The following is a 21,918-nucleotide window of genomic DNA, read 5'->3' as shown; positions in this document are numbered from 1 at the left end:
AGCGATCAACAAGGACCCTGAGGCACCGATCTTCTCGGTGGCCGATTACGGTTTGGAAGCAGACCTGTTCACGGCAGTGCCGGAATTGGTCAAGGCGCTGTAATTTGGCGTACATCAACAGAGGGGCTTGAAGCCCCTCTTTTTCCATGCGCGCTAGCTGCGCCGCACCGAGGTCATCAACAATAATTCCGCAGCAGCATGGGTCACTTCAGGCCCGTTGCCATGTTGGAGAGGGAGACGCTGGATGAATCGCAAGCATTGGGTTTGGGCTCGTGGGGGATTGGTTGCGCTGTGCGCAGGGGCGGCGCTGGTGGCGCAGGCCTGGACGGTGGGGCAGGTGGCGCCGATGTCAGGGTCCGAGGCCAGCCAGGGCCGTGCCTATGCACAGGGCATGCGTTTGTACTTTGATCAGGTCAACAAGGCTGGTGGTGTGCAGGGCCAGCCGGTCGAGCTGGCAGTGCTGGATGATCTGGGGCACTCCGATGAAACTGTGGCCAAGACCCGCAAGCTGCTCAGTGAGTCCAAGCCTGTGGTGCTGGCCGGCTACTTTGGCAACCGCAACTTGTCGGCGCTGCTGGAGAGCAAAGCGCTAGATGGCTCGCAGATTCCGATCGTGGGCTACCAAAGCACGGACACTCGCGTGATGGCTTCTCCCCAGATGTTTGCCACGCGCGCCGGTCTTTCCGAGCAGATTGCCAAGATTTCGACGCATCTGGCAACCGTCGGCATTACCCGTCTGGCATTGGTTTTTGAAGAGCGTCCCGATGCACAGGATTTGACCGCTTTGATTACCAAGGCGGTGACACCGAGTGGGGCCAAGCTGGTCGCCACGGCCATGGTCAAGAATAAGGGTAGCTCTGACAAGGCGGTGCAAGATTTGCAGGCTGCAAAGGCTTCGGCTCAGGCTATTTTGCTGGTGGCATCCAGCACAGCCACAGCGGCTTTTGTCGAGGCTTACCGCATGGATGGTGGCACGGCACAGATCTACGCTACGGCTGAGGCCGATATCGAGCAACTGGCCAAGCGCCTGCCGGTGGAATACATGAGCGGCCTGTCGATTGCGCAGGTCGTGCCCAGCCCCTACAAGGTCTCTGGCAAGCTCAACAAGGAATTCCGCGACGCCACCATTGCAGCGGGTAAGACGCTGCAAGTGCCAGTGAGCTTTGCCATGATGGAAGGCTATGTGAACGCCAAGGTCATCGTGGAAGCCATGCGCCGCAGCCAGCCAGTCACGCCTGAGAAAGTCAGCATGGCCTTGCGTGGACTGGACGCTTATGACTTGGGCGGCTACTGGGTGAGTTTCAAGCCCGGTCAGGTGGGGTCCAAGTATGTGGACTTGTCCATCGTCAACGCAGCAGGGCGGGTGACGCAATAAGAAAAGGCCTGTAGCAACTCTGCTCACAGGCCTTTTTTGTAACGGTACGACAAACGCAGCAAGCACTGTTGCCAACGGGACAGGAAGCTGCATTCAGGCAGGAGAAACTGGCCTCAGGCCAGTTCATTCATTTGTCAAAGAACTGCTTCTGAAATAAGAGCTGCCTGCGCAATCTTTTTTAAGCGTTGCAGCTCTTTTTTGTATAAAACGAATAAGGAGACAAACACATGTCCAAACTGCCACCCGTCCTCAAAAAGCTGGCTTTGCCTGTCATTGGCTCGCCGCTTTTTATCATCAGCAATCCCAAGCTCGTGATCGAGCAGTGCAAGTCCGGTATTGTTGGCTCCATGCCCTCGCTCAATGCTCGCCCGGCTGAGTTGCTCGAAGACTGGTTGGCCGAGATCACGGAAACGCTGGCTGCATGGGACAAGGCCCATCCCGAGCAGCCCTCGGCCCCGTTCGCCATCAACCAGATCGTGCACAAAAGCAATGACCGGCTGGAGCACGATATGCAGGTCTGCGCCAAGTACAAGGTGCCCATTGTCATTACCAGCCTGGGGGCGCGCGAGGACGTGAATCAGGCCGTGCACAGCTGGGGTGGGGTGGTGCTACACGACATCATCAACAACAAGTTTGCGCGCAAGGCGATTGAAAAAGGTGCCGACGGCCTGATTGCCGTGGCTGCCGGTGCAGGTGGTCACGCAGGCGAGAAAAGCCCGTTTGCGCTGGTGCAGGAAATTCGCCAGTGGTTTGATGGTCCTCTGGCTCTGTCCGGTGCCATCGCCACCGGCGGTGCTGTGCTGGCTGCGCAGGCCATGGGCGCAGACTTTGCCTATATCGGATCGGCTTTTATCGCCACTGATGAAGCGCGTGCAACTGATGCCTACAAGCAGGCGATTGTTGAAGGCACATCTGACGATGTGGTCTACAGCAACCTGTTCACCGGCGTGCACGGCAACTACCTGGCTCCGTCGATTCGCGCAGCAGGCCTGGACCCGGATAACCTGCCTGAATCCGACCCCAGCAAGATGAACTTTGGCGGCGGTGCGCAAAAGGCGTGGAAGGACATCTGGGGCTGCGGTCAGGGCATTGCCGCTGTGGAGAAGGTGCAGCCCACTGCCGAATTGGTGGCGCGCCTCCAGCGTGAGTACGCTCAGGCCAAGGCCAGTTTGCTGGCGGCTTGAGGCAGCGCTTCAGTTCCCAAAACAACGGCACCTGCGGGTGCCTTTTTTTATGAGCGCAAGCTGACTTGAGGTTGCTAAGGTGTGAAGAATGTGTGTAAAAAAGGCTTAACCGGGGTCAAGTCGCTTTGCGCTTGATGGATGTCAATGGCGCTCCAGTCCTGCAATTGGCTTTTGAAACGAAAGCCATGATGATGGTCAAAAGAAAGTATTATTACGTTAATTTCAGTAATTACTGAAAATTAAGAATTTCCATACATGCCCCCATCCATCACTGAGGCAGCTGCCGAAGAAAAATCCATGACGGACGTCATCCGCAGGCCTAGCGCAGGCGCGGTATGGCAGGTTCTGGCAGGTTTACTCTGGCTGCCGCAAGCGGCCTTGCTGGCCTGGGCCGTGCAAGCCATGGTGAACGGCCAGGGTGTGAACCGCGTCTGGCCCATGGCGTTGGGGGTGCTCGTGCTGGGCTTGGTGCGGGCATGGGCTGAAGGCCACGGCGCGTTGCAGGCCAATCGCGCTGCGCGCACTCAGCTCAGTCGTTTGCGCTCTCAGGTGGTACAGGCGCTGGCACAGGCATCGCCACTGGATAAAGCGCGTGCACCATCAGGCTTGGCCGCGAGTGCGGTGGCAGAGCAGGCCGAAGCCATCGTCCCCTGGCTGTCGCGATACCAGAGCGCCATGCTGAAGGTGCGCCTGCTGCCATTGGTCATGGTGGCTGCAGTGGCCAGCCAGTCCTGGGTTGCCGCTTTGATTTTGATAGTGGCTGCGCCGCTGATTCCATTGTTCATGGCCATTGTGGGCTGGCGTGCCAAGGCCGCCAGCGAAGAGCAGATGCTGCAGCTCGGTCATATGAATGCTTTTTTGCTTGACCGCCTGCGCGGCCTGAGCACTTTGCGCGCTTTGCACGCTGTGGACTTGACGGCGCAGCGCCTGCGCAGCCACGCTGAAGACCTGCGTACCCGCACCATGCGCGTGCTGAGGATCGCCTTTTTGTCCTCTGCCGTGCTGGAGCTTTTTTCGGCGCTGGGCGTAGCCATGGTCGCCGTCTATATCGGCTTTCATCTGTTGGGCACCCTGAACTTTGGCGCTTGGGGCGATACGCTCAGCTTGGGGCAGGCCTTGTTTGTGCTGCTGCTGGCCCCCGCGTTTTTTGAGCCGCTGCGCGATCTGTCTGCCGTCTGGCATGACCGCGCTGCTGGCGAGGCGGCCCTCAAGACCCTGCAAGACTTGCAGCAGCAAACCGTGCGTGTGGTTGGTGATGTGCGGTCGCTGCAAGAAAGTGAGCGTCTTGCGCAATACCAGGGTGCATCAGTGAGTATTTCGGGCCTGAATGTTCAGGCCCCTGGTGCTCAGACCCGGCTGGCACCGCTGACTCTGCAAGTGCAGGCGGGTGAGCATGTGGCGCTCTGGAGCCCCAGCGGCAGTGGCAAATCGGTGCTGCTGGCCCAGTTGGCGGGCTTGTTGCCCGTGCAAGAGGGCGAAATTCGTATCGACGGTCTGTTGCTCAACGCCCAGACCGCCGCAGTGCTGCGCGCCCGCATGGCGTGGATGAGTCAGCAGCCCCATGTGTTTGCTGGTTCTGTGGCACGCAACATAGGGCTGGGCCGCGCAGGGTTGACGGGCGATCAGATCGCGGAAGCTACTCGCCAAGCCGCACTGGATCAGGTGCTGGCCGAAAGACCTGGAATGAGTCTGGGGGAGGGCGGCTCTGGCCTGTCTGGCGGCGAAGTGGTGCGACTGGCTCTGGCACGGCTGGCGGCCAATCCGTCAGCCGGACTGCTGCTGGTCGATGAACCTACTGCCCACTTGGATACAGAGACCGCCGGCCAGATTGCGCAGTCCCTCAAACAGATCGCAGCAGGGCGTACGCTGATTGTTGCCACCCATGATGCTGAGTTAGCATCGTCAATGGACCGTGTGATCGCGATGTCTGTGGTGGGTGTAAACACTCATCTGGATGCCGTACTCTGCAAGGAGGGTGTATGAGCCGTAATCTGCAGACATTGGGCCAGGTCCTGCGCGAACTGGCCCATATGGCACCCCGCAAACTCTGGCTGGGTGGGGCGGCGCTGGCTGCGCTCACGGTGGTCATGGGAATGACCTTGCTGGGCCTGTCCGGCTGGTTCATTACCGCCACCGCGCTGGCCGGGCTGCTGCCTGCTACGGCGCTGGTGTTTGACGTATTCATGCCATCGGCCGGCATTCGCCTGCTGGCCGTGGGCCGCACCGGCGCACGTTATGCCGAGCGACTGGTGACCCACGATGCCACGCTGGCCGTTCTGGCCGCGCTGCGCGACAAGCTTTTTCGCAGCTGGGCTGGACCACAGGCCGCACGCCTGCTGCTGCAACGCCCAGCACGACTGCTGCAGCGCCTGACCGCAGACGTTGATGCGCTGGACAACCTTTATCTTCGGCTGCTGGTGCCCGCCGTTGCGGCCTTCGGTGCAGCTTTGCTGCTGGCTCTGGCCTTTGCTTTGATGCACGGCTGGCTAGGGCTGCTGACTTGGGTCTGGCTGCTGCTGACTGGCTGGGGTATTGCCTTGTGGCATGGCCTGCGCAGCCGTAAGAGCGCCGTGCGCCGGGCCATGGCGCTTGAAATGCTGCGTGCCCAGGCCGTGGATTTGGTCGCTGGCCAGACCGATTTGCTGATGGCAGGGCAGTTGCCCGCACAGATGCAAAAAGTGCTGAACACCGATGCACGCGGCGCCCGTGCAGATGAGCAGCTATACCAGTCTGAAGCGGCTGTAACGAAAGCCTATGGCACGGTATCTGCTATTACTTTAAGTGCGGCCATGATTTTGATAGCCTGGCTGATGGAGCAGGGCCGCATCAACGGGCCCGTGGCAGCACTGGGCATTTTGCTGGCGCTGTCAGCCATGGAACCCTTTGCCGCCTTGCGCCGTGGCGCGACCGAAGCCGGGCGCACTTGGCTGGCCGTGCGCCGCCTTGGCCCCGTGCTGGCCAAAAAATCTGATGCAGAGCCGATAGTGACGATTACGCAGCCAGAGCAGTACGCCATAGAGCTGCGTCAGGTTCAGTTGTGCCAGCTGGGTCCTGTGGATTTGACGATTCGCCAGGGCGAGCGCGTGGTGCTGATGGGCGCCAGCGGCGCAGGCAAGACCACGCTGCTCAATGCCATTGCGGGTGAGCTGCCGGTGCAGTCTGGGCAGTTGTTGGCCCAGCGCTGCAGCTGGATGACGCAAAGAACCGAGCTGTTTCAAGACAGCCTGCGTGACAACCTGCGTCTGGCCAATCCGCAGGCCTGCGATGAGCAGCTGTGGAGCGCGTTGCAAGCCGCAGGGCTTGAGCAAGATGTGAAAGTGCTGCCGCAGCAGCTGGATACCTTGCTGGGGGAAGGCGGACTGGGCTTGTCTGGCGGCCAGTCGCGCCGTCTGGCGCTGGCGCGTTTGCTGCTAAGCGATGCGCCTTGCTGCCTGCTCGATGAAGCCACCGAAGGGCTGGATTCCGTGACGGCCGCCGATGTGCTGCAGCGGCTAGAGCGGGCCGCGAAAGGTCGAACTCTTGTTTTTGCCACGCACTGGCAGCGCGAAGCCCTCATGGCCGATCGCATTGTGCGCATGCAAGCTGGGCGCGTGCTGATGGATGCCCAGCGCGGTACCCCCGAGTTTGAGCAGGCGATTGCGGGTCTGCGCGCGGATGCTGCGAAAGCGATACCGGCACCGGCTACAGGCACGGCGACACCGAATGTGTGACTTGTTTTTTTATTGACTGAGAGAAAGGACCTGACCATGGACCTCGATATCGTCGATTTATCGCGACTACAGTTCGCGGTAACGGCGCTCTACCACTTTTTGTTTGTGCCGCTGACGCTGGGCCTGTCCATTCTCATCGCCATCATGGAGACGGTGTTTGTGATGACCGGGCGCACGATCTGGCGCGACATGACCAAGTTCTGGGGTGTGCTGTTTGGCATCAACTTCGCCATGGGTGTCGCCACCGGGGTGGTGATGGAGTTTCAGTTCGGCATGAACTGGAGCTATTACAGCCACTATGTGGGTGACATCTTTGGTGCGCCGCTGGCGATTGAAGGTCTGATGGCCTTTTTCCTGGAAGCCACCTTTGTGGGCCTGTTCTTCTTTGGCTGGGATCGCCTGAGCAAGGTCAAGCACCTGATGGTGACCTGCCTGATGGCGATTGGCACCAACTTTTCGGCGCTGTGGATTCTGGTGGCAAACGGCTGGATGCAGAACCCGGTAGGAGCCGCCTTCAATCCGCAGACCATGCGCATGGAGGTGACCGACTTCTTTGCCGTGCTGACCAATCCGGTTGCGCAGGCCAAGTTCGTGCACACCGTGTCGGCTGGATATGTGATGGCTTCGCTGTTTGTGCTGGGGGTTTCGGCCTGGTATCTGCTCAAGGGACGGCACCTGCACCTGGCAAAGCGATCGATGACCGTGGCAGCATCCTTTGGTCTGGCGGCTTCGCTGTCCGTGGTGGTGCTGGGCGATGAATCGGGTTATCTGTCGTCCGAACACCAGAAGATGAAGCTGGCTTCCATTGAGGCCATGTGGGAGACAGAGCCCGCACCGGCCGCGTTCACCGCCTTCGGCTTCCCCGACCGCGAAGCGCGTGAGACCCATTTTGCGGTGCATGTTCCGTGGGTCATGGGCCTGATCGGAACCCGCTCTCTGACCACCGAAATTCCCGGTATCAACGATCTGGTCAAGAGTGCCGAGGGCAATATCCGTAACGGTATCGACGCCTATGACGCGCTGCAGACCATTCGTGCCGCCAAAAGCGATGCGGAGATTCCTGCCGAGGCCCGTCTGCGCTTTGAGAACAACGGCACCAACATGGGGTACGCACTGCTGTTGATGCGCTATGTGGATGACCCGCGCAAGGCGACGGATGAGCAGATCAAGAAAGCAGCCATGGACACTGTTCCTCCCGTGGGGCCGCTGTTCTGGACTTTCCGCATCATGGTGGCACTGGGCATGTTCTTCATTGTGCTGACCGGCACGTTCTTCTACCTGTCCATGCGTCACAAGCTTGATGCCTACCCCTGGCTGCTCAAGGTCGCCGTGCTGTCCATTCCTCTGCCCTGGGTTGCTGCGGAATGCGGCTGGGTGGTGGCGGAGCTGGGTCGCCAGCCCTGGATCATCGAGGGAGTGCTGCCGACGGCCATGGCCGTGTCCAATCTGGGTGCCGGCACATTGCTGCTGACGATTGTGGGCTTTGTGTTGATCTACACCGTGATGCTGGTCATCGAGCTCAAGCTTTTGGTGCGTGCCATCAAGAAGGGGCCGGAGCATGAAAGTGAGCCACACCTGAGCTTTTACGAACCCATGATCAAGAAACTGGCCAGTGCCCGCTGAAGGCCCGCAAGGAGTATGAGCAAATGATCTTGCATGAACTGATTACATACGACGTGCTGCGCGTCATCTGGTGGCTGCTGATGGGCGTGCTGCTGGTGGGCTTTGCCGTAACCGATGGCTTTGACCTGGGGGCCATGGGCCTGCTGCGCGCCACGGCCAAGACCGATGTGGAGCGCCGCACGGCCATCAATTCGGTAGGGCCGGTTTGGGAAGGCAATCAGGTGTGGCTGATTCTGGGCGGCGGTGCCATCTTTGCCGCCTGGCCGCAGCTGTATGCCGTGTCCTTCTCGGGTTTTTATCTGGCCATGTTTGCCGTGCTGGTGCCGCTGATCCTGCGCCCCGTGGCCTTCAAGTTCCGCAGCAAGCATGAGGATGCAGCCTGGCGCAACCGCTGGGACTGGGTTCTGTGCATCACAGGTCTGGTGCCTTCGCTGCTGTTTGGCGTAGCCGTGGGGAATGTGATTCTGGGCGTGCCTTTCCGCCTGGCGGATGACATGCGCATCTACTATGACGGTAGCTTCTTTGGCTTGCTCACACCGTTTGCGCTGCTCTGCGGTCTGGTGTCGCTGTCCATGCTGCTCATGCACGGAGCTGCCTGGCTGGTGTTCAAGACCGAAGGCGAGGTCTCGGTGCGTGCGGCCCGTTATGGCTCGGTGGCCGCAGTGCTGACCACGCTGCTGTTTGCCGCGGCCGGCGTGTGGCTGGCCATGGGCATCAACGGTTATCAGATCACCAGCGATATCAACCCTGTCGGCCCTTCCAACCCGCTGAACAAGACGGCGGCCGTGGCCGCTGGTGCCTGGATGGCCAACTTCAAGTCTTATCCGCTGCTGTGGCTCGTGCCTGGCTTAGGCCTGGTCATGCCGCTGATCGTGGCCCTGGGTCTGCGCGGCCGCCGTGAATGGCTCAGCCTGCTGGGCAGCGGTCTGGCGATTGCCGGCATCATTCTCACCGTGGGTGCAGCCATGTTCCCCATGATCCTGCCTTCCACCATTGATCCGCGCTTTAGCCTGACGGTCTGGGACTCGTCTTCCAGTCATATGACGCTATTCATCATGCTGGTTTGCGTAGGGATCTTTTTGCCATTGATCCTGATCTATACCAGTTGGGTGTACTCGGTGCTGCGCGGCAAGGTGGACATCAAAGCCATTGCGACTGGCCAAGGCCATTCTTACTAGTCAACAAAAAGGAAGGGACTGTATATGTGGTATTTCTCCTGGTTGCTCGGTTTGCCTCTGGCAGCTGCTTTTGCGGTGCTCAACGCCATGTGGTTTGAGCTGACGGAAGATGAGGTGACCCGTCGTCGTCTGCTGGAAAAGACCAACTCGCTCCCAGAGGGCTGAGTGAGCTGAAACAAAAAAAGCCCGACTGGTTTTTGTCAGCCGGGCTTTTTTGTTTCCTGATGATTTTCAGCTTGGGCGCAGCGTCAGCGTGGCCAGCGCAAGCTCGGTGATCTGCGACCAGTTGCCGCTGTCCAGTGCGCTGGCAGGAACCAGCCAGGAACCACCCACACAGACCACATTGGACAGCTCTAGAAAATCCGCGGCGTTGGCAGGCGAGATGCCACCCGTGGGGCAAAAGCGCACATCGCCAAAAGGGCCTTGCCAGGCCTTGAGCATGGGTGCACCGCCGGACTGCAGGGCGGGGAAGAACTTCAGCTCGTTAAAGCCATCGTCCTGCGCCATCATGATTTCGCCGCTAGTGGCTACGCCGGGCAGCAGAGGCAAGTCCAGATCGCGGCAGGCTTGGCCCAGTTTGCTGGTGTAGCCGGGGCTGACTGCAAAGCGTGCGCCGGCACGTGCAGCAGCGGTGGCGTCTGCTGCATTGCGCACGGTTCCTGCGCCGACGATGGCTTCGGGCAAGGCCTTGGCAATGGCTTCGATACAGGCCAGGCCCTGCGGGGTGCGTAGTGTCACTTCCAACACACGGACGCCACCGGCCAGCAATGCCCTGGCCATGGGGACAGCATGTTCGACCTTGTGCAGCACGATGACCGGGATGACCGGGGCATCCTGCATGATGGAAAGGGCTGTCAGTTGAGTAGCCATGTGCACGCTCCTTCTTCTGCGCTGAGCGCATTGCGCCGGAATCCGGCAAACAGTTCCCGGCCCAGCCCTCGGCCATTGCTTCGCTTCAAGGCATCAGGCATCTGGGCCAGTTCGCGCGATGACCATTCGGCCTCGCTCACTTCAGCTTGCAACTGGCCAGTGCTGGCATTCAGGGTCATCAGGTCGCCGCTGCGCACCTTGGCCAGCGGGCCGCCTGCCAGCGCTTCGGGGCTGAGGTGAATGGCTGCGGGCACTTTGCCGGAAGCGCCACTCATGCGGCCATCGGTCACCAGTGCCATTTTGTAGCCCTTGCCTTGCAGCACGGCCAATGGCGGGGTCAGCTTGTGCAGCTCTGGCATGCCGTTGGCCTGTGGGCCTTGCCAACGCACTACGCAGACCACGCCGTTGTGGCCATTGCTCTGGCAGGCTTGTTCCAGCGCGCCAGATTTGAAGGCGGCTTGCAGCTCGTCCTGCGAATCAAACACCCATGCGGGGGCTCGCAGGTGGTGGCGGTCTTCGGGCACGGCGCTGACCTTGATCACGCTGCGGCCCATATTGCCCTTGAGCAGTTTGAGTCCACCCGTGGGGCTAAACGGTGCGCTAGCCGGGCGCAACACGCCATCGTCGCCCGATGCACCTGCATCGTTCCAGAGCAGGCTGCCGTTCTCGACATGGGGGATGCGGCCAAAGGCGGCCATGCCGTCTTCGCGCACGGTGAGTACATCGTCATGCATCAGCCCGGCCTGCAGCAACTGGGCGATGACATAGCCGGGGCCGCCTGCTTTCTGAAACTGATTCACATCGGCACTGCCATTGGGGTAGATGCGCGCCAGCAGTGGAACCACGGCGGACAGCTGTTCAAAATCGTCCCAGTCAATGATGATGCCCGCCGCACGGGCCACGGCCACCCAGTGAATCAGGTGGTTGGTGGAGCCACCTGTGGCCAGCAGGGCCACCATGGCGTTGACGATGCAGCGCTCATCCACCACGCGGCCAATCGGCGCAAAGCGCTTGCTATGGGTGATGGACAGCACGGTGCGCATGGCTTCGCGTGTCAGCAGCTCGCGTTCGGCTTCGGCGGGGTTGATGAAGGAGGTGCCTGGAACATGCAGGCCCATGGCTTCCAGCAGCATCTGGTTGCTGTTGGCCGTGCCGTAGAAGGTGCAAGTGCCCTGTTCATGATAGGCCGCATTCTCCGCAGCCAGCAGCTCTTGCCGCCCCACCAGACCTTGCGCCGCCAGTTCGCGAACTTTGGCTTTTTCGTGGTTGGACAGGCCCGATGTCATGGGACCCGCAGGCACAAACACGGTAGGCAGATGACCAAAGTGCAATGCGCCAATCAGCAGGCCGGGAACGATCTTGTCGCACACGCCCAGCATCAGCGCTGCGTCAAACGTATCGTGGGTCAGCGCAATGGCGGTGGACATGGCAATCGCATCGCGGCTGAACAGGCTCAGCTCCATGCCGGGCATGCCCTGAGTCACACCGTCGCACATGGCGGGTACGCCGCCGGCCACCTGAGCGGTGGCGCCATGGCGGCGGGCCTCGTCTTTCAGGATGTCGGGGTAGCGAGCAAACGGTGCATGGGCAGACAGCACGTCGTTATAGGCGGTGACGATGCCGATGTTGGGGCCTTTTTCTTCAACGATGCGGATCTTGTCGGCACCGGGAAGCGCGGCAAAGGCATGGGCCACGTTGGCGCAGCCCATGCTGCGCACCTGGGGCGGGCGGGCGGCCATGGCGTCAACCTGCTCCAGATAGTCGGTGCGGGTGGCGTGGCTACGCTCCTGAATACGCCGTGTGACTTGAGCGAGTACGGGATGGACTGCCATGATGAGAATCTGTGGTGATGCAGTAGCGTTATGAGCTCATGCATCTGGAAAGGGGATAGCCGCCACGGAGCGCCTTACGGGAGGAGCCGTTCGGGGCCGTGGCGACTGCGGGAGCAGGCTTACTTGGCCCGCGCTTGCTTGACGGCCGCTTGCACGGAATCCCAGGTGCTTTGACCCACGGTCTTGGCAATGCCTGCGTTCACCGTGTTCAGCTTTTCGCGCATGCGGCCCGCTTCTGCAGCGGGAAGCTCATTGACCTGCATGCCCTTGGCCTTGATTTCAGCCAGTGCCTTGGTGGCCTCTTCACGTGTGTCCTTGCGTTCGAAGTCGCGGCTCTTGATGGCAGCGTCTTGCAGTACTTTCTTTTCGGCTGGGCTCAGCGTGTCCCACCACTTCTTGCTGACGGTGACGATCCAGGGGCTGTAGACGTGGTTGGAGACCGTCAGGTACTTCTGCACCTCATAGAACTTGCTGGAAATCACGGTGTTGAACGGGTTTTCCTGCCCGTCCACGGCCTTGGTCTCCAGCGCGGTAAACAGCTCGGAGAAGGGCAGTGGCACAGCGTTGGCGCCCAGCGTCTTAAAGCTATCGAGGAAGACGTTGTTCTGCATCACGCGCAGCTTCACGTCCTGCAGGTCTTCCAGCTTGGTGATGGGGCGCTTGTTATTGGTCAGGTTGCGGAAACCGTTTTCCCAGTAAGACAGACCGACCATGCCCTTGGGCTCCAGGCTGGCCTTGACCTTATCGCCCACGGGGCCGTCCAGCACGGCATCTGCTTCCTTGGTGTTGGCAAACAGGAAGGGGGTGTCCCAGATGGCCATTTCAGGGCTCAGGCCGACCAGCGTCGCGGTAGACCCCACCATCATTTCCTGGGCACCGCCAATCAGGGCTTGCTGCATCTGGGTGTCAGAACCCAAGGCCGCGTTGCCGATGGCGCGCACTTTCATCTTGCCACCCGTGGCTTTTTCTACTTCCTTGGCAAACATGCGCACGGCGCGGCCCTGGTTGGAGTCTTCCACCAGACCGTAGCCAAAGCGCACCAGGCGGGGTTTGAAGTCCTGAGCCTGAACGGCTCCCGTTGCCAGCAACATGGCTGTGAGGGCTGTGACTGCAAATTTGATACGCATGACCGTCTCCTTGCTTAAATGGGGCAGAGCCCTTTTGTTGAAGTGAAATGGGCTGGATACGCTTGAGGCTATTACGCATCCAGCTATGAAAACAAGAGTGCTTGATGGACTTAGTGCAGCCACTTGAGCGGCGTTGTCACCAGTTGCGGGAAGATCACAAACAACGCAGCCAGCACCACATAAACCATCAGGAAAGGATTGGTGCCTTTGATGACGGTTTCCATGCGCAATTTACCCACGCCAGCCACCACGTTCTGCACCGTGCCCACGGGTGGCGTAATCAGGCCAATACAGCCCACATAAATGAACATGAAGCCGAAGTAGACGGGGTCGATACCCGCCTTGACGGCCAGTGGTGCGCAGACGGGGCCGAAGATCAGGATGGTGGGTGTCAGGTCCATAGCGGTACCCACTACCAGCAGGAAAATCATCATCACGGCCATGAACAGCATGGGCTGGTCCAGCAGGCCCGCAAAGCTGTCGGCCAGCATATTGGGCAGGTCGGCCAGGGTGATCATGTAGGCCGTTACAGTCGCGGCACCGCACAGGAACATAACGACGGCGGTGGTCTTGGCGGCTGCCAGAAAGACGGCGTAGAGCTTGGTCCAGTTCATCTCGCGATAAACCACCATGGAGACAAACAGTGCATAGACAGCGGCAACCACGGCCGCTTCGGTGGGGGTGAAGACTCCGCCCTTCAGTCCACCCAGAATGATGACCGGCATCATCATGGCCCAGAAGCTCTTGACTATTGCCTTCATGCGCAGGCCCCAGCCCACGCGTTCACCCGATGCCAGCTTGAATTTGCGGGCAATAAACCACCATGCGGCGATGAGGAACGCACCCATGAACAGGCCGGGGAACACGCCTGCCAGAAACAGCTTGCTGATGGAAGTATTGGTCGTCACGCCATAAATCACAAAAGGCATGGACGGCGGAATGATGGGGGCGATAATGCCGCCCGAAGCCAGCAGGCCTGCGCTGTAACTGTCGGGGTACTTTTGGTCGCGCATCATGGGCAGCAAGATGGTGGCCAGTGCTGCAGTGTCGGCAATGGCCGAGCCACTCATGGACGCCAGCAGCACGGCAGCGCCAATGGCCACATAGCCGAGGCCGCCTGGGATATGGCCCACAAAGGCGCGGGCGAGGTCGATGATGCGGCGCGACAGACCGCCCGCATTCATCAGCTCGCCCGCCAGAATGAAGAAGGGCACGGCCAGCAGTGGGAAGTTGTCAAAACCCGCTTGCAGATTTTGCGCCAGCAACTGCGTGTCGAAGAAGTCCAGGTGCCACATCAGGGCCACGCCGGTGAGGATCAGCGAATGCGCGATCGGCATGCCAATGACCATGCCGCCAATCAGAACGGCCAGAAAAATCAGGGTTACAACCATGGCGCTCTCCTTACTCCACGCTGGTTTCAGAAGATTCGGTGGGGGTGCCGCGAATCATGTCGCGCACCACCACGACCAGCATGCCAATGGCCAGCACCAGCGTTGCCGCAGCGCCCAGCGCCAGTGGGTAGCCCAGAACCGTGCTGTAGCTGCTCCAGCCTGCCACCACCTGCTCCCATGAGCCCCACAGCAGCAGCAGCATGCAGGCGATAATCAGCAACTGTGAAATCCAGAACAGCGCCTTGCGGGCAGCAGGTCCGACTCGGGATGTGACCATGTCGAAGCCCAGATGTGCGCCTTCAAACGCGGCCACGATGGATCCAATAGCGACCAGCCAGACGAACAGCAGGCGCGAGATTTCCTCGTACGACACGATGCTGGTGTGAAAGACGTAGCGCAGCACCACATTGATGAAAACGGCAATCACCATGCCGGCCAAAGCCAGCACCATCAGCCCTTCGGCCAGCCGTTTGAGCAGTGGCTTGCGCTCTTGCTCTGTTGGGTTGTTTGTTGACATCGTTGGGCTTCCTGTTATTTGGGTATTGGCGATGCAGGTGTTGTGCTGCTCAGCCACTGCTGCACCTGGCCGGCGATCTCGCCCAGCTCCGTGGTGGCACTGATGGTCAGCACATCGTGCTCAAGGCGCGGGTCTTCCAGAGTGGCGAACTGATTGGCGACGAGTTCAGGCGAGAAGAAATGTCCGGGCCGGGTCTGCACGCGGGTCAGAGCGGTTTCGTAATTCAGCTCCAGAAACACAAATCCCAGACGCTGGGCGCTGCGCAATTGCTCACGGTATTTGTGCTTGAGGGCAGAGCAGGTGAGCACCAGGCTATGGCTGGCGCTGGCTTGGGTGAGTCGCTGGGCAAGACGTTCCAGCCAGCCTTGGCGGTCTTCATCATTCAGTGCAATGCCGGCCGCCATCTTGTCTACGCTCTGCTGCGAGTGGTAGCTGTCGCCTTCCACCAGTTCCCAGCCCAGTTGCTGCGCAATGGCTTGCCCGGCACTGGATTTGCCGCAGCCGGAAACACCCATGATGACCAGTGCAACCATGGGTTGAGGGGTGTCTAGCTTGTTGTTATTCATTTTGGATAGCGCTATCCTTACTGGTCAAAAAAATGCGCCGCGAGAAACTCTGAACTACGCAGAACTCGTAGACTTCAGAACTGCTTCGGCTGCAGATAGGGGATCCAAATAGTTTGGTTAGCGCTATCATAGCTTTGCTGAATCCAAATTTGATTAGGAGATTCCCTTGCCTCGCGCCTCAAAACCTCACGCGGATTGCAGTTCTGAACCAGCGAATTCACGTCGCTCACGTGCCAGCGGAAGGGTCACGCTCAGCGATGTGGCAGAGGCAGCGGGTGTCAGTTCAATGACGGTCTCGCGCGCCCTGCGGGGGGAGCGCAGAGTCGCACCAGCGCTGGTGGATAGGGTGCGTGAGGTGGCGGCCTCTCTGGGCTATGTGCCTGACCTTGCTGCGCGTGCGCTGGCATCGCAAAAAAGCACGCAGGTGCTGGTGCTGGTGCCCATGTTGTCAAACACGCTGTTTGTGGATGTGCTGGAGGCCGCGCACAAGGTGCTGTTTGCGCGTGGCTATCACATGCTGATTGGTGTGACGCACTACGACTCTCAGGAAGAAGAGCAGCTGCTGCGAGCCTATTTGCCCATGCGCCCGGCAGGTTTGCTGTTGACAGGGTTTGACCACAGTGAGGCGTCTCGAAAGCTCTTGGCCGCCAATCCGGTGCCGCGTGTGCACCTGATGGAGCTGCACCAGGCAGAGCGAAGCCAGGATACCTATAGTGTGGGCTTTTCGCAGACTCAGGCGGGGGCCGAGATCACGCAGCATCTGCTGGACAAAGGCTACCGCCGCATCGCCTTTTGCGCCGCCCAGCTCGATGCACGGGTCATGCAGCGGCTGGAGGGGTTCCGTCAGGCGCTTAAGCAGGCCAATTTATATGATCCGGCGCTGGAGTTCCTGGACCCCGAACGCTCATCGATGGCACTGGGTGCAAGGCAGTTTGAGGCTCTGATGAAGAGCCAGCATGCGGTGGATGCTATCTTTTTTTGCAATGACGACATCGCGCAGGGCGCCTTGCTGGCTGCCAGTCGCCTCGGTGTGCGGGTGCCGCAGCAGGTTGCTATAGCGGGCTTCAACGATTTACCGGGTAGCGACCAGATGGTGCCACCGCTGACCACTATTCATACGCCCCGAAGCGAGGTGGGAGAGAAAGCGGCCACCATGCTGCTGCAACTATTGGATGGCGAGACGGTCAAGCAGACTTGCATGGATCTGGGCTTCACCTTGGTGCCCAGATCTAGCACCTAATAAAAAGAGGCTTGAGCGGTGCCTTGCTCAGGCTTCTGGTGCTGACTTGCCGCGTCCCGTAATCTTGTCTTTCAGATCCAGCAAGCGGGTCACGGCAGAGCCCATGCCCATGAGTTGCATGGCGGTTTCTGGCGAGAGGCGCTGCACATCGTCAAACCAGCTCATTAGCTTGTCGATGAGCTCGTGCATGTCGCGCATGCGCTGCTGGGCATAGCGCTCTTCATCAGAACTGGCTTCTTCCATCATGGCGGCGCGCAGCATGGACTGTGTGGGTTCAATCTCGCGGCGGCGGCGCTCTTCAGCCAGACGTTTGAAGATTTCCCAGACATCCTCGGGTGCCTGAAAGTATTCGCGGCGGTCGCCGGGTTGGTGACGCAACTGAACCAGCCGCCAGGCTTGCAGTTCCTTGAGTCCCATGCTCACGTTGGAGCGGGAAAATTCCAGCGTCTCGGCGATCTGGTCGGCATTCAGCGGCTCGGACGAGATAAACAGCAGGGCGTAGATCTGCCCCACGGTGCGATTAATGCCCCAGCGGCTGCCCATTTCACCAAAATGCGAAACAAATTGCCGGCTCAGTTCCGGCAGTGGTTTGGCTTGAGTCATGGCCTCCATTGTGCCTTTGCAGGGGCTTCTCAGGAGGGCAGAGGATCAAGCCAGAGCGCAACTCCAGCACTTTCAGTGATTTAATTTTGTGATTCCTTGCATGCTTTGTTGCGTAACACTTGCAACGCGTCAGCAAATTGTTGGGAATCAGCGCAAAATCGCCACCTGTTTTTACGTCGGCTTTCTGACCTTTCGGGTCTTGGATCAAAAGCGCACTTTGTTGCCTGTGATTTGCTAGCTGCAGGTGGCCGTGATCAGATGTCCCAAAGTTCAACTTCTATTTCTTCTCATTCCCGTAGCGCGTTGCTCGATTGCACCAAGGGGCTGGCCTGCGCCGCTATCGTCTGGCATCACCTCGCCTTTTACGGCCCGATGTCCGATGTGGCCCACCCCGTCATGCCAGATCTGCTGGACTGGCTGTATGAGTACGCCCGTATGGCGGTGCAGATATTTCTGGTGATTGGCGGCTTTCTGGCCGCTGCCAGCCTTGCACCCCAAGGGTTGTTACGCTTTGATTCACCCTGGGCCAAGATCGGCAAGCGCTTTGTGCGCCTGCTCGTTCCCTATGCAGTGGCGCTGGTGGTGACGATTGTGATTTCAGCGGCCATTCGTCCCTGGTTTGATCACGACTCCGTCTCTGCCGATCCTGACCTTTGGCAGCTCATGGCCCATGCGCTGCTGCTGCAAGGCATTGTGGGTGAAGAGTCGCTGTCTGCCGGGGTCTGGTATGTCTCCATCGACTTTCAGCTGTTTGCGGGGACTGTCTTGTTGCTGGCCGGGGTCCGCTGGCTGCAGCAACGGATTGCTGTGCGCTGGGGCGATGCGGCCGTTGCACGCTGGTGGCCGTGGGCAATCACTGGCGCGCAGGCGCTGGTCGTGCTGGGCGCGGCGGCCTCGCTGCTGAGCTTCAATCTGGACACTGAGCTTGATGTCTGGGCCATTTACTTCATGGGTGCCTATGGCATAGGCATGATGGCCTTCTGGGCCGTGGCAGCAGAAAAGCGCATCACGGCGTGGAGCTGGGGCATGCTGATTGCCGCACTGGTCATTGGTGCGCTGGTCTATGAATGGCGCGACCGCATCTTTCTGGCTGGCGTGACGGCCATGCTGCTGATTGTGTGCATGCGTACCGAGGGCATTGCGCGCTGGAAGGGCTTTGCGCCGCTGCGTCGACTGGGTGAGATTTCGTATTCGGTGTTTCTCATCCACTTCTCCATCTGCCTGTTGGTTAACGCGGTGGTCAACCACTTCTGGCATGGCTCGGTCACAGCGGCCGTGGTGGGTATTCCGTTTGCCTTTGTGCTGTCGCTGACGGCGGGCTATGCGCTGTACCAGCTGGTCGAATGCCATGTCTCTTCGTGGAACCAGGCATTGCGCTGGCAGGCGGGTCTGATTGGTGCCGGTTTGCTGACGACCTTGCTGGCCGGTCTGCGCTAAATCGGTTGGCACCCATTAAAAAAGCAGCCCGACGAGGCTGCTTTTTCGTGAATGCAGGTTGGATTAGCGGTGCAACTCGCCCGAGCTTTCTGGCTGGAACTCGATGGCATCGACGCGCACCGTGACCTGATGACCCGTGGGGCTAGGCATCTTCAACTCATCGCCGACAGAAAGGCCCAGCAAGGCAATGCCCACGGGCGCAAAGATGGAGACCTTGTCGGCGCTGCCATCCATGTCCTTGGGGTAGACCAGTGTCAGCGTGTTGGCCTTGTTGATTTCGAGCATGGTGAAACGCACCGTCGAATTCATGGTCACCACGTTGGGCGGCATATCTTCTGGGTCGAGCACATCCGCGCGGTCCAGCTCGGCTTCCAGCGCGTCGCGGCCAGGGAACTGGCTGCTGTTCTTTTCCAGCAGCGTTTCGATGCGCTCCAGATCCAAAGACGACAAAGTGATGTTGGGCTTGCGCTCCATGGTGTGACTCCCTTGCGAGATGCAGTAATTGGCGCTTTGGCGTTGCGCAAACGGACAAAAGCCCGGGCAACGGTGTTGTCCGGGCCAAGGCGTGCAGATAGGCACCAAGTTGGTGCATTCCTTGCATTGTGAGCGAAGGATAGCGAAGTGCCAAGTCATCTCGCACTGGGTCAGTGCGAATTACGGTCAATATTTGCTCTTCTTTAAGTAGCGTGTTACGCCTGTCAGTAAAGGGCTTAAGCCTGTTTTGAAGCAGATTTTAAACTCTTGGTTGACACAGTATTGATTGGAATTTCTCAAGAGTTATCTCTTTCATTCATTTTTAAAAAAATTAATATTCGTGCGTACAGAATTCTGTTTTATTGAAAATTATTTTTAGAAATCAAATATTAATTTATTGCTGACTTGGATTAAGTGATTCTTGATGATTTAATTTTTAGATAGATAATTTATTTTTTAATAATTTCATTTTGGTAATTAATAGTCGAATGATTTTTGTCCGATGGCGACAGTTTTTGGCTTTTGGTGTCATTTTATTTGTAAGGGAAGGCTTGCTCTCGGTAGATGCCCGGTTGATGCTGATCAAGAAGGTTGGGGAAAATGCTCCAAGGTAAGCCAATGGCTTTTTATATTGATTCAGAAGTGAGTAAGTCATGAATCAGCGCAGTGTTCGTAATATCAGTCTCAAGAAATATTCTCAGGTCGCCACTGATCTGGGAATCGATCAATTACGAATGTTCCGGCAGGTAGGTCTTGAATTCAGCTGGCTGCAGGCTTCTGAAATTCGGGTGCCTGAAACCAATTTTGCCCATTTGCTTCAAACGACATCCAGCGCTGCTGATAATGCATCGATAGGCCTGTTAATGGGGGCGCTGTGGAAACTTTCGGATTTTGGTTTTTTAAGTCTTGCCCTTCAGCACCAGGCCAGTCTGGGGCAGGCGATTGCCACCATCTCTGAGTACTCGCACCTGCTCAGCAGCACCATCAGCGTCAATGTGGTGCGGCAGAAAAAAATTGCCATCATTCAGCTGAACTTGACGACGGGCCGGGAGCAGCCTGGACGTCACCCGGTAGAGCTGGGCGTGGCGGTGCTGCAGGCCTTGTGTCGCCATCAGCTGGGCCGCAACTGGTGCCCGATGAGCACGCATTTCACACATGAGGCACCGGTCAGCACGGTGCAGCACCGGCGTATTTTTGGCTCGGACATGGTGTTTGATTCTGATTTCGACGGACTGGTGCTTTCATGCGCAGACTTGGACCAGATTCACCCCGCTTATGACGAAAGCATGGAGCAGTATGCGCGCCATTTTCTGGACACCATGGCGCCTGTGCGTGCCCGCCCAGATATTGAGCAGCAGGTCAAGCTGGCCATTCAGGCCTTGTTGCCCCATGGTCGCTACAGCATCGCCCAGGTGGCCAGCACCATTGGACTCAGCACGCGCTCGCTGCAGCGCAATCTGGAGAGCTCGGGCACCAGTTTTCAGCTGGCGCTCAATGCCGTGCGTATGCAGACTGCGACCCGGGCGCTGAAGAACCCGCGCCTGTCCATCAGCGATGTCGCTCTGCAGACGGGCTTTGCCGAGAACAGCTCTTTTACGCGCTGGTTCAATACAGAGTTTCAGCAAAGCCCCAGCCACTGGCGCACATTGAATTTTGCGAGCGTGGCCGTGAACTGATGGAGCGGACCTGATCGCCGGGTGATCCAGAATGGATAAGGCCGGAGTCTGAATGACTCCGGCCTTATTTTTTTAGAGGCGCTTGCTATTACTGGGGCTGATAGTCAATCGACTTGAGCAGTGCCTGCTGGCGCTGATAAGCCTTTTGCAGCTCGCTCATCAGGGCTTCAGACGTTGCATCGGTGCCAGATTCCATTCCCATGTCCCTGACCTTAGCGGCTACCTGAGGCTGCTTGAAGTACTGCAGTGCAATTTCACGGACCTTGGCCTGCACGTCGGCAGGCGTATCAGGGCGAGACCAGACGCCAAACCAGCTCACTTCTGATAACTGTGGGTAGCCCAGCTCCTTGAAGGTTGGGACGTCGGGCAATTGCTCCATACGGTTGGGGTAGTTCACGGCCAGAGCCTTGACTTTGCCAGCCTTTATCAGGGGCAGGGAGGTGGTGAGTCCATCCATCATCAACGGGATATGACCCCCCATGAGATCGGTCAGAGCAGGCGGCGAGCCCTTGTAGCCCAGGTGCTTCATCTTGACGCCCATCAACTGCCCCATCAGCATGCCGGAGGTATGACCGCGCATGCCCGCAGCATAGGAGGCAAAGTCCAGACCTTCGGACTGCTTTTTTCCATAGACGCTGAGCTGCTGCAGATTGCTGGCAGGGAAGTCTTTGTTGGCGATGAGCACCAAGCCGTTACGGCTGAGCTGGGCCAGCGGCTTCAGGTCTTTGAAGGGCTGATAGCTGACCTTGTAGGCCAGCGGCGTTTCACTGACGATGCCGCCCTGGATCAACAAAAACGTGTGCGCATCTTTGCCGTTATTGAGCAAGTCCGTCACGGCCAGCACACCGGCAGCGCCGGGTTTGGATTCCACAATGACGGGCTTTCCCAACTGCTTTTGCATGCCGTCTGCCAGCAGGCGAGCGAGAGAGTCGGCATTGCCGCCTGCTGGCCCGCCCACGATCATTCGAATGGGTTTGCTGGGCCATGCTGGCGTTTGTGCATGGGCTGAAACGCTTGTGGCAACGCCCATCACACTCAGGCAGGCCCCCAGCGCGACTGCTTGCCATTGAATTGTCTTGCTCATCGTTGTCTCCGTTTTTTCTGGTCTGTTTCCC

At 58.9% G+C, this 21,918-nt stretch carries 19 protein-coding genes and 1 pseudogene; 11 read left to right on the top strand and 9 right to left on the bottom strand.

Annotated elements, in window-relative coordinates:
- The 8 genes and pseudogenes from HF327_RS21935 to cydX form a co-directional block, all read left to right on the top strand.
- Positions 1-103, top strand: a pseudogene (locus tag HF327_RS21935) (electron transfer flavoprotein subunit alpha/FixB family protein); the annotation flags it as partial.
- Positions 104-244: 141 nt separating this feature from the next.
- The gene (locus tag HF327_RS03870) at positions 245-1,375 is read left to right on the top strand and encodes an ABC transporter substrate-binding protein (RefSeq protein ID WP_169106965.1); all 1,131 of its coding nucleotides are present in this window, start codon (positions 245-247) and stop codon (positions 1,373-1,375) included.
- A gap of 227 nt (positions 1,376-1,602) precedes the next feature.
- On the top strand, positions 1,603-2,559 hold the full coding sequence (locus HF327_RS03865) for an NAD(P)H-dependent flavin oxidoreductase (RefSeq protein WP_169106964.1): 957 nt from the start codon (positions 1,603-1,605) through the stop codon (positions 2,557-2,559).
- Positions 2,560-2,814: 255 nt separating this feature from the next.
- The gene (gene cydD / locus HF327_RS03860; protein ID WP_198460400.1) at positions 2,815-4,542 is read left to right on the top strand and encodes a thiol reductant ABC exporter subunit CydD; all 1,728 of its coding nucleotides are present in this window, start codon (positions 2,815-2,817) and stop codon (positions 4,540-4,542) included.
- Complete coding sequence (locus HF327_RS03855; RefSeq protein WP_169106963.1) at positions 4,539-6,269, top strand: amino acid ABC transporter ATP-binding/permease protein; 1,731 nt, start codon at positions 4,539-4,541, stop codon at positions 6,267-6,269. Before cydD ends, HF327_RS03855 begins: the two co-directional genes overlap by 4 nt.
- Before the next feature lie 36 nt (positions 6,270-6,305).
- Positions 6,306-7,892 carry a cytochrome ubiquinol oxidase subunit I gene (locus tag HF327_RS03850; protein WP_169106962.1) on the top strand — a complete coding sequence of 529 codons (1,587 nt, stop codon included), beginning with the start codon at positions 6,306-6,308 and terminating at the stop codon, positions 7,890-7,892.
- Positions 7,893-7,915: 23 nt separating this feature from the next.
- The gene (gene cydB, locus HF327_RS03845; protein WP_169106961.1) at positions 7,916-9,070 is read left to right on the top strand and encodes a cytochrome d ubiquinol oxidase subunit II; all 1,155 of its coding nucleotides are present in this window, start codon (positions 7,916-7,918) and stop codon (positions 9,068-9,070) included.
- A gap of 24 nt (positions 9,071-9,094) precedes the next feature.
- Positions 9,095-9,235 (top strand): cytochrome bd-I oxidase subunit CydX, encoded by a 141-nt coding sequence (cydX, locus tag HF327_RS03840; protein WP_169106960.1) that lies wholly within the window; start codon positions 9,095-9,097, stop codon positions 9,233-9,235.
- A gap of 66 nt (positions 9,236-9,301) precedes the next feature.
- Here the strand turns inward: cydX and eda are convergent, their stop codons facing one another.
- From eda to HF327_RS03810, 6 genes are all read right to left on the bottom strand, one after another.
- Entirely contained in the window at positions 9,302-9,940 is a 639-nt protein-coding gene (gene eda, locus HF327_RS03835; protein ID WP_169106959.1) for a bifunctional 4-hydroxy-2-oxoglutarate aldolase/2-dehydro-3-deoxy-phosphogluconate aldolase, read from the bottom strand.
- Positions 9,925-11,772 (bottom strand): phosphogluconate dehydratase, encoded by a 1,848-nt coding sequence (edd, locus tag HF327_RS03830; RefSeq protein ID WP_169106958.1) that lies wholly within the window; start codon positions 11,770-11,772, stop codon positions 9,925-9,927. Before edd ends, eda begins: the two co-directional genes overlap by 16 nt.
- Before the next feature lie 119 nt (positions 11,773-11,891).
- On the bottom strand, positions 11,892-12,899 hold the full coding sequence (locus HF327_RS03825) for a TRAP transporter substrate-binding protein (protein WP_169106957.1): 1,008 nt from the start codon (positions 12,897-12,899) through the stop codon (positions 11,892-11,894).
- Between the two features lie 110 nt (positions 12,900-13,009).
- Positions 13,010-14,290 carry a TRAP transporter large permease gene (locus HF327_RS03820; RefSeq protein WP_169106956.1) on the bottom strand — a complete coding sequence of 427 codons (1,281 nt, stop codon included), beginning with the start codon at positions 14,288-14,290 and terminating at the stop codon, positions 13,010-13,012.
- Positions 14,291-14,300: 10 nt separating this feature from the next.
- Positions 14,301-14,807, bottom strand: coding sequence for a TRAP transporter small permease (locus HF327_RS03815; RefSeq protein ID WP_169106955.1), 507 nt, complete (start codon positions 14,805-14,807; stop codon positions 14,301-14,303).
- A gap of 14 nt (positions 14,808-14,821) precedes the next feature.
- Positions 14,822-15,373 carry a gluconokinase gene (locus tag HF327_RS03810; protein ID WP_236024029.1) on the bottom strand — a complete coding sequence of 184 codons (552 nt, stop codon included), beginning with the start codon at positions 15,371-15,373 and terminating at the stop codon, positions 14,822-14,824.
- 166 nt (positions 15,374-15,539) lie between these two features.
- Here HF327_RS03810 and gntR point away from each other — a divergent pair, with 166 nt between their 5' ends.
- Complete coding sequence (gene gntR / locus HF327_RS03805) at positions 15,540-16,613, top strand: HTH-type transcriptional regulator GntR (RefSeq protein WP_169106954.1); 1,074 nt, start codon at positions 15,540-15,542, stop codon at positions 16,611-16,613.
- 27 nt (positions 16,614-16,640) lie between these two features.
- On the opposite strand, the gene HF327_RS03800 is transcribed toward gntR, so the two are convergent.
- Positions 16,641-17,225: a GbsR/MarR family transcriptional regulator gene (locus tag HF327_RS03800; RefSeq protein WP_169106953.1), complete on the bottom strand. Its 585-nt coding sequence runs from the start codon at positions 17,223-17,225 to the stop codon at positions 16,641-16,643.
- Between the two features lie 249 nt (positions 17,226-17,474).
- On the opposite strand from HF327_RS03800, the gene HF327_RS03795 reads away from it, so the two are divergent.
- Positions 17,475-18,653: an acyltransferase family protein gene (locus tag HF327_RS03795; protein WP_169106952.1), complete on the top strand. Its 1,179-nt coding sequence runs from the start codon at positions 17,475-17,477 to the stop codon at positions 18,651-18,653.
- A gap of 63 nt (positions 18,654-18,716) precedes the next feature.
- Here the strand turns inward: HF327_RS03795 and rnk are convergent, their stop codons facing one another.
- Entirely contained in the window at positions 18,717-19,127 is a 411-nt protein-coding gene (gene rnk, locus HF327_RS03790) for a nucleoside diphosphate kinase regulator (protein WP_169106951.1), read from the bottom strand.
- A gap of 653 nt (positions 19,128-19,780) precedes the next feature.
- Between rnk and HF327_RS03785 the strand changes: the two genes are divergently transcribed.
- Positions 19,781-20,803 carry an AraC family transcriptional regulator gene (locus HF327_RS03785; protein WP_169106950.1) on the top strand — a complete coding sequence of 341 codons (1,023 nt, stop codon included), beginning with the start codon at positions 19,781-19,783 and terminating at the stop codon, positions 20,801-20,803.
- Positions 20,804-20,891: 88 nt separating this feature from the next.
- Here the strand turns inward: HF327_RS03785 and HF327_RS03780 are convergent, their stop codons facing one another.
- Positions 20,892-21,887, bottom strand: coding sequence for a tripartite tricarboxylate transporter substrate binding protein (locus HF327_RS03780; RefSeq protein WP_169106949.1), 996 nt, complete (start codon positions 21,885-21,887; stop codon positions 20,892-20,894).
- Positions 21,888-21,918 lie beyond the last annotated feature (31 nt).

It is taken from the genome of Comamonas suwonensis (assembly GCF_012844455.2).
In the GTDB taxonomy this organism is placed as follows: Bacteria; Pseudomonadota; Gammaproteobacteria; order Burkholderiales; family Burkholderiaceae_C; genus Comamonas; species Comamonas suwonensis.
Note: the sequence above shows the minus strand (reverse complement) of the source record. Positions and strands in the feature narration are given on the sequence as shown.

What these genes read in the sequence shown, in the direction of transcription:
- cydD (WP_198460400.1), top strand. Translation starts at nt 2,815, where the DNA reads ATGCCCCCATCCATCACTGAGGCAGCTGCCGAAGAAAAATCCATGACG.
- HF327_RS03780 (WP_169106949.1), bottom strand. Translation starts at nt 21,887, where the DNA reads ATGAGCAAGACAATTCAATGGCAAGCAGTCGCGCTGGGGGCCTGCCTG.
- HF327_RS03815 (WP_169106955.1), bottom strand. Translation starts at nt 14,807, where the DNA reads ATGTCAACAAACAACCCAACAGAGCAAGAGCGCAAGCCACTGCTCAAA.
- HF327_RS03870 (WP_169106965.1), top strand. Translation starts at nt 245, where the DNA reads ATGAATCGCAAGCATTGGGTTTGGGCTCGTGGGGGATTGGTTGCGCTG.
- HF327_RS03800 (WP_169106953.1), bottom strand. Translation starts at nt 17,225, where the DNA reads ATGGAGGCCATGACTCAAGCCAAACCACTGCCGGAACTGAGCCGGCAA.
- cydX (WP_169106960.1), top strand. Translation starts at nt 9,095, where the DNA reads ATGTGGTATTTCTCCTGGTTGCTCGGTTTGCCTCTGGCAGCTGCTTTT.
- HF327_RS03785 (WP_169106950.1), top strand. Translation starts at nt 19,781, where the DNA reads ATGAATCAGCGCAGTGTTCGTAATATCAGTCTCAAGAAATATTCTCAG.
- edd (WP_169106958.1), bottom strand. Translation starts at nt 11,772, where the DNA reads ATGGCAGTCCATCCCGTACTCGCTCAAGTCACACGGCGTATTCAGGAG.
- HF327_RS03795 (WP_169106952.1), top strand. Translation starts at nt 17,475, where the DNA reads ATGTCCCAAAGTTCAACTTCTATTTCTTCTCATTCCCGTAGCGCGTTG.
- HF327_RS03865 (WP_169106964.1), top strand. Translation starts at nt 1,603, where the DNA reads ATGTCCAAACTGCCACCCGTCCTCAAAAAGCTGGCTTTGCCTGTCATT.
- HF327_RS03855 (WP_169106963.1), top strand. Translation starts at nt 4,539, where the DNA reads ATGAGCCGTAATCTGCAGACATTGGGCCAGGTCCTGCGCGAACTGGCC.
- HF327_RS03820 (WP_169106956.1), bottom strand. Translation starts at nt 14,290, where the DNA reads ATGGTTGTAACCCTGATTTTTCTGGCCGTTCTGATTGGCGGCATGGTC.
- cydB (WP_169106961.1), top strand. Translation starts at nt 7,916, where the DNA reads ATGATCTTGCATGAACTGATTACATACGACGTGCTGCGCGTCATCTGG.
- HF327_RS03825 (WP_169106957.1), bottom strand. Translation starts at nt 12,899, where the DNA reads ATGCGTATCAAATTTGCAGTCACAGCCCTCACAGCCATGTTGCTGGCA.
- eda (WP_169106959.1), bottom strand. Translation starts at nt 9,940, where the DNA reads ATGGCTACTCAACTGACAGCCCTTTCCATCATGCAGGATGCCCCGGTC.
- HF327_RS03810 (WP_236024029.1), bottom strand. Translation starts at nt 15,373, where the DNA reads ATGAATAACAACAAGCTAGACACCCCTCAACCCATGGTTGCACTGGTC.
- rnk (WP_169106951.1), bottom strand. Translation starts at nt 19,127, where the DNA reads ATGGAGCGCAAGCCCAACATCACTTTGTCGTCTTTGGATCTGGAGCGC.
- HF327_RS03850 (WP_169106962.1), top strand. Translation starts at nt 6,306, where the DNA reads ATGGACCTCGATATCGTCGATTTATCGCGACTACAGTTCGCGGTAACG.